The 6,604-nt window shown below is 36.8% G+C and carries 6 protein-coding genes and 1 CRISPR repeat array; of the genes, 2 read left to right on the top strand and 4 right to left on the bottom strand.

The annotated features are described in order from the left end of the window. The first annotated feature begins 368 nt into the window (after positions 1–368). Positions 369–863 (top strand): hypothetical protein, encoded by a 495-nt coding sequence (locus tag L1267_RS23365; protein ID WP_235384396.1) that lies wholly within the window; start codon positions 369–371, stop codon positions 861–863. Between the two features lie 84 nt (positions 864–947). Continuing rightward, positions 948–1,241, top strand: coding sequence for a hypothetical protein (locus tag L1267_RS23360; RefSeq protein WP_235384395.1), 294 nt, complete (start codon positions 948–950; stop codon positions 1,239–1,241). Positions 1,242–1,441: 200 nt separating this feature from the next. On the opposite strand, the gene cas6f is transcribed toward L1267_RS23360, so the two are convergent. From cas6f to L1267_RS23340, 4 genes are read right to left on the bottom strand one after another with little or no spacing between them, the layout of a single operon-like run. Further along, the gene (cas6f, locus tag L1267_RS23355; RefSeq protein WP_235384394.1) at positions 1,442–1,960 is read right to left on the bottom strand and encodes a type I-F CRISPR-associated endoribonuclease Cas6/Csy4; all 519 of its coding nucleotides are present in this window, start codon (positions 1,958–1,960) and stop codon (positions 1,442–1,444) included. Positions 1,961–1,966: 6 nt separating this feature from the next. Beyond that, the gene (gene csy3, locus L1267_RS23350) at positions 1,967–2,995 is read right to left on the bottom strand and encodes a type I-F CRISPR-associated protein Csy3 (RefSeq protein WP_235384392.1); all 1,029 of its coding nucleotides are present in this window, start codon (positions 2,993–2,995) and stop codon (positions 1,967–1,969) included. Further along, on the bottom strand, positions 2,992–3,906 hold the full coding sequence (locus L1267_RS23345; RefSeq protein WP_235384391.1) for a type I-F CRISPR-associated protein Csy2: 915 nt from the start codon (positions 3,904–3,906) through the stop codon (positions 2,992–2,994). The genes csy3 and L1267_RS23345 overlap by 4 nt, the downstream gene beginning before the upstream one ends. An 18-nt stretch (positions 3,907–3,924) precedes the next feature. Further along, complete coding sequence (locus L1267_RS23340; RefSeq protein ID WP_235384390.1) at positions 3,925–5,196, bottom strand: type I-F CRISPR-associated protein Csy1; 1,272 nt, start codon at positions 5,194–5,196, stop codon at positions 3,925–3,927. A 381-nt stretch (positions 5,197–5,577) separates the two neighbouring features. Further along, positions 5,578–6,566: direct repeats of the CRISPR family, unit length 28 nt; unit sequence TCTTTAAGCCGCCTATGTGGCGGGTAAC. Positions 6,567–6,604: the final 38 nt, after the last annotated feature.

Genomic DNA, 6,604 nt, shown 5'->3' with positions numbered 1-6,604 from the left:
AAAGAACACTGGAGAAGAGGTCATTGGCGTAATCAGTTTTATGGGGAGGCACGTTCTGAACGGAAGTTAATTTGGATCAAGCCAACACTAGTTGGACATCATGCTAATGAACAATCTGAAAATACAGCTCGTGTATATAAAGTTCATAACAAGTGAAGTCATAGTTACAAAGAAATTGAGCAATACTTGGTTAGGACTCGTTAACCTAACCTTTTCTTTGATTATATTGATTAGTAGATATATTAACTCCATTGGGAATAGTTAAGCTGAATTCATAAGTAACTATCAGATTATTATGAAATTAATGGTTTTAAAATATGTATTATTGGTTTATAATTATTGCAATAAAAAGATAGGAGGTGCAGGAAGTGAAATGTTTTGATTGCAATCATATAAATCAACCGGGTGCTAATTTTTGCACACAGTGTGGTAAAAAATTTAAAAAGAAAAACGATCAGCAAAGTCATGATCATAATGAAGGTGAAGATAGTCCAACGCCTCCAGTAAGTAGTGTTGCATCAAAGCTGATAGCTGTGGATAAGGAAATTCAATCAAAAAATCATAAATTCCTCTTTTTCTTCTTTGGCATTTCAGCTATCTGCCTTACTTGGGCTTGGAACAGTAGTGCAAATTATTCAGGTCTATTAATGCTTATAGGTATTGTGTTTTTATTCATTCCTGTTGCATTTTATGGATCATTCAAAAGAAAGCAAAGTCATTACATAGAAGCAATATCGCCACTTAATAGAGGTCATTTCTGTTACAATTGTGGTGGGAAAGGTATTTGGCGAAGTACAATATATAAAACAAATACAGTTGAAGTGAAGTGTTCAAGGTGTAAAACATTTCTTTGGTATGAATAACACTCTTGTATTTTTTGATTAAGGTGAGATCAATCAGATCCACCTTTTTTAAGTTTTTAAATACTTAACAGTAGGGATACAACAGTGGTAGAACATATTATTTCATATACACCAGAAAGTTCATCTCTTAATAGATATGACTACCAATATTTACGTCTGCAAGGTATGGCATTTTGTGAATCTAATTGGCATCAAGGAGAAAAACTTTCAGGTATTCTATTATGCTTTTTGGAACGCAAAGCAGAAGAGTATGGTATCGAAAATGTTGATTTACCAGACTGTATGGGTGCTGTAATGTTTCAAGTTAGTTTAGGCTTCGATCTTTTTAAAGCGGCATTAGAGAGGTATCAAGAAGCTTTCTTAGGTGAAATGAAATAAAGTGCTATAAATACATCAAAAACAAAACTTAAATCAAATGGCCCACTCTATAAATTGACGTAAGATTTCTTATTAATAACTGGCTATTGTCTTATGAAAATAGCCAGTTATTAGCTATCTTGGTATATCTTGCATAAAAAGCCGAACTTTAAGGAACGGCTTGATGTGAGTGAAATAAAGACATAAATAAGCTAATTGCTTTAGAAGTATGGTGTTGTACTACCATCCTTGCTAAGGCCATAGGTGCTGAAGTAACCGGGTGTCGGTTCTTGAACTGTTTTGGTCTTAATAAACAAAGAAAACTTCTTTTTATTAGAAAGACTTTTTAATTTCATGTAAGGGAAATATCGCTCAACTTTGATTTTGAGTTTTTTTCTGCGTTCAACAGTTCGGTCCCTTAACGTCTGAACGAAAGCAGCATCATCAGGAACTTCTTGAATTTTGCTTACAGTTAAATCAGGCTCTTCTAATAGAGCACTAAGTGAAGCGTTTCTTAAAAAAACAAGTAAATCGCCTTTTGTGCCAAACACTCTCATCGTTTCACCGAATGAGGTAACATTCTCATTTTTATGCTCTTGCATAAATGGGAAGTTAATCCCAATAGGAGATTGGCCATCAACTTTAGTGACAGCGTGTAGGATTGAAACTACTTTTGCAAATAAGATAGAAGCGACTTTACTACCTTCATTTGATTTAATTTCAAAATAATAACTCGACATATTTACCTACTTCTTTTTACTGTTACCAGAGAATAGTCCACCACGGATCAGACATGCCGCCATAAAGTGAATATCGTGATCTGAAATTTCGCTCAATGATTTAATCGATTGAAGTTCATCATTGAATGAAACCAGATTCTTTTCAAGCAATGTAAAAATATCACGTTTTGTTTTATGTCGAATTGCAATGTTTTTAATGCGGTCAATACCAAGAGGTTCTACTGCAATAGCGCGGCCATCAGAGTTTTCAAACCATGTGTCAATGGTTCGAATAGCGTTACCGATTTTCGAGCTATGGAAGATAGCTTGACGTTTATTGCCATCATAAATAATTGACGACAAAGTTCGGTCTTTTTTACTGTTCTCGCTAGAATCAATAAACTCTTGAGATGGGAATACCTCTTCACCATCACACATAGGTTGTTCTGAAGTGATGTTAAGAATAACGGTGCCAGATTCGCCAGATAAACCTTTCGCTACAATAGATGATAGTTCTTCAATTTGGCTGTTGTTATCAACTAAAAATTGGCTTTCGTTTTCAAGTTCATATTCAAAGTTAAAATCACCGGCCGCTGTCGAAACTTTGATACTTAATGACTTACTTTGGTTTTTGTTACGCCATAAAAATTTACCTGTAACGACATTAGTAACATATAACTTTGCTAGATGCTCAAAACCATTAAGGTTTTTATAGTTTTGAATAAATTCATTCAAGATGTCAGAAAATGAGGTGTCATTTGAGTTGTCAGGAATAAATGAGTTATTCATGAACTTCAGGGAAAATTTTACAACTAGAGACTTAGAGCCTGACTGTAAATATGCACTGTCGATTTTATGAATATTACCAGCAGCTAAGTCTTCAGATGTTTTATTACCGTTCGCACTTTTATGGTCACCGAATGTAGCTCTCAGGCTCTCAGTAATGACATCAATCGGCATAAGACTATTGTCATTTTTTCTTGCGTAGAAGTAAGCTACAGATGGCTGGATAGAGCGAGAATAGCTTAATAGTGATGGTAGTTGTAACTTACTCATGGATTTACCCCGTAAACAATATATAAATTTTTAGTTTCGAAATCTTCAGGATTTAGAGCACTGTTTTGCCAAATGAAGCGACAATCAGTAGGGTCTTCTTGAAGATCGTTAGATTTTGTTAGGTTGATGATTGCAGAACGAATTGTTCTGCACCGAGCAACGCCGATCACCGGTTCTGCATAGATGTGATTGACGTTGTTATCCCTTGTGTCATGTTTTAGTGATGGCTTATCTAAGCCTACATAGCCAATATGAATAGGAACAAAATAGCCTTGTGGCCTCACAATAGAAAATGGTTTGCCCGTTGACTTGTCTAACTTAGGCTGTTTGATTAGATCTAAAGTATATTGGAGTTGATTGCTCGCGTTTTCTACTAGATACGTAGCATCTTCTACAATGTAACCATTCTGATTGCATGCCTTTAATGCATCTGAAAAACCACCATCAGTGGCATCTAATACTTCAAGACAGCCGCCCTTTATCTGGTTTGAATGGGGCATCTGAATATTAAAATGTCCACCCATAAATCTTAATTTACTAAACACATCATTTAATTTGTCAGAGTTGTAAAAGTCTGATGCAGTCAATTTTGATTCAACTTCGATAATGATTGTTTGATCTATGATGGCTAATTTTAAATCTTCCATTGGAGCGGCAAGATCATTACTGTTTTTGATTTTGCGTTTACTCTGACTAAATCGCTTAGTACCTTCAGAGTAATTAATGTTATGTACGAGATATGAGAATCCAGTTACAAAAAACTCGTCATCAATTAATTCTTTAATGTTACGCTCAATAGCATGAGTAAAACCATAAATGCCAGATAATGAGGGTAAACCAGCCGTATAGGCCGAACTATCAATGCGTACATCATATGCTCGCATCGGTATTATCATATATAAAATATTCAAAACTTAACTCCGAACCGATCAGGTAAATGTAGCGAGGGTATTGTTTACTGCTTCTAAAGTGGCTTTTTTGACAGTATTATCAACGTCGATTTTTTGGCTAACCCAATATTTAGTTATCTTAGATAAGATATATTGGGCAAACTCAGCTCTGTTTGCATGATCAGGTTTAATAACAAACTGACGTTCAACAAACTGAGGAATTGGCATTAGCTCTTCGCCATTGATGAACCGCTCTTTGTAGTCAAAAAGTAAGGCCATAGACTCAACAGTAAGTATCATAATTTGTCTTTTGTACTTCCCAATTTCTTTATGGTGTAATGAGACTTTATTAAGACATTCGCTAGCTAATTTATATTGAAGTCTAAAAAGAGGTTGGTTTCTTTCCAGAGCAATATTTAAGTTATCTTTTTTATTCGTTAAAAAACTGAGATCAGCATTTAACATAGGGTTCTTTCCGCCAAGTTTGGCATTTAAATCGCTTACATTTTGAGATTGAGTGCCGCCCAGAGATTTGTTTCTATAACGAACATAAGATTCACTATCTTGGCTATTTTCCTTATAGATAGCTTTTCTAATATTTCTAATAACTTTTGCACTCGGTACAGGTGTTACTTGAATATAGCTATTATCAAGGGGCCAAAAAAGAATAGGGCCTGAAACGCTTTGTGGAAAAGAACCTAGAAGCATTTGTTGAGATAATACCTGAGCATGTTGGTAGACCTCTTTAGGTACGCCCAGATCAATAAATAATGGCTCTGCTGATGGTAAAAAAGTGATTAGATCAGGTAGAGTGTAACTGTTACCATTTAATGAAAAGGTAAGAGTAGAAAGCTTACTAAGTTTTAACAATGCAGCATTAAGAGAAAATGCGCCTTCCTTTTGTTCAGGAACATTAGCTGATGACAAACCATAAGTGTTGCTTTCATCACTTTTCTGAAAGATGTTTCCTGAAAAAGTACTAGGTTCGTTATTCTTTAACGGGTGAGTTGTTAGGCCAAGCAATGCATTTATGATCAAATCTTTAGTTAACGGTTTCTTTGATGAAAGTTCACTGAAAGAAAAGATACTTTGCTCTGTGAATGAATCTTTTTGGCAAAGACTGAGATTTAAAGTAACAGTAACTAACTCTTTAATTTCATCCTCAGAGCTTACTTCAATCACTTCACTACTTGGAATATCTTTATTAAGAGCTTGGAAATATGGGATCTGTTTATCTATCTGAGCACCTGTCAAAGTTTCATTGTTCTCAAATAATAGAGAAATCTCATTTTTAATGGTTACAAAATTCATAATAAACCTTAATTCATTTTACATCCGCAATAGTAAGGATAATAAAGAGCCTGTCAAATGAATCTTAATTTAATTACATATTTCTTTTTAAGCCGCCAATGTGGCGGGTAATATTGAGGTGAGTATAATTACGGAGCATTCTTATCTTTAAGCCGCCAATGTGGCGGGTAACAAAAACCGGAAGTTGAAAAAGAGCCCTAACATCTTTAAGCCGCCTGTTTGGCGGGTAACCTATCAGCTTAGTGTCTAAACTCCTTGTATCCTCTTTAAGCCGCCTATGTGGCGGGTAATATGATTAGGGGATTCAAAATCCGTTGCCTTCGTCTTTAAGCCACCTATTGGTGGGTAACCTGAACGGGTTTAGTAGACACACCGTTACTAATCTTTAAGCCGCCTATGCGGCGGGTAACCACTCATTTGCAAGAATAGAAACAGCATATAATCTTTAAGCCGCCTATGTGGCGGGTAACACTGTGATAAATGGTCTTGGGGGACAGCCAAATCTTTAAGCCGCCTATGCGGCGGGTAACGCTCACGCCACCGATAACTAGAACAACGCATATCTTTAAGCCGCCTATGTGGCGGGTAACAAGTAAAACGATGGAAACACTAGTTAATAGCTTCTTTAAGCCGCCTATGTGGCGGGTAACAAGCAGGTTTTTGTGTTGGTTTCGGCTCATAATCTTTAAGCCGCCTATGTGGCGGGTAACGTACAAGCACATAGCAAAAACAATCGCTAAGTTCTTTAAGCCGCCTGTATGGCGGGTAACGCTGAAATAAGAGAAAAAAGTATTACCTTTTATCTTTAAGCCGCCTATGTGGCGGGTAACGCGATAGCTGACTTTGACGCTCCAATTAGGGTTCTTTAAGCCGCCTATGTGGCGGGTAACATGCATTTACATCGGAAATTATATCTTTGAAATCTTTAAGCCGCCTATGTGGCGGGTAACTCTACGGCAAAGCCCAATTCACGCAGGCCATTTCTTTAAGCCGCCTATGCGGCGGGTAACTTGATTCTCAGTTGAATCAATGATGGTACTTATCTTTAAGCCGCCTATGTGGCGGGTAACAAGACGACAATTGGGTAGACAGTGTAAAAATTTCTTTAAGCCGCCTATGTGGCGGGTAACGAGAAGAAATCAATAAAATTCAAAATCTTGAATCTTTAAGCCGCCTATGTGGCGGGTAACAGTCGGTAGAACTGGCCATCGGGATCTCGGTGTCTTTAAGCCGCCTATGTGGCGGGTAACTTTCTTTTTTAAATAAGGCAAGCACCAGAGCATCTTTAAGCCGCCTATGTGGCGGGTAACAGTCGGTAGAACTGGCCATCGGGATCTCGGTGTCTTTAAGCCGCCTATGTGGCGGGTAACTTTCTTTTTTAAATAAGGCAAGCACCAGAGCATCTTTA

This window comes from Pseudoalteromonas sp. OFAV1 (assembly GCF_021532595.1).
Lineage (GTDB): Bacteria > Pseudomonadota > Gammaproteobacteria > Enterobacterales > Alteromonadaceae > Pseudoalteromonas > Pseudoalteromonas lipolytica_C.
The sequence above is the reverse complement of the archived record's forward strand: the minus strand, read 5'-3'. Positions and strand labels throughout refer to the sequence as shown.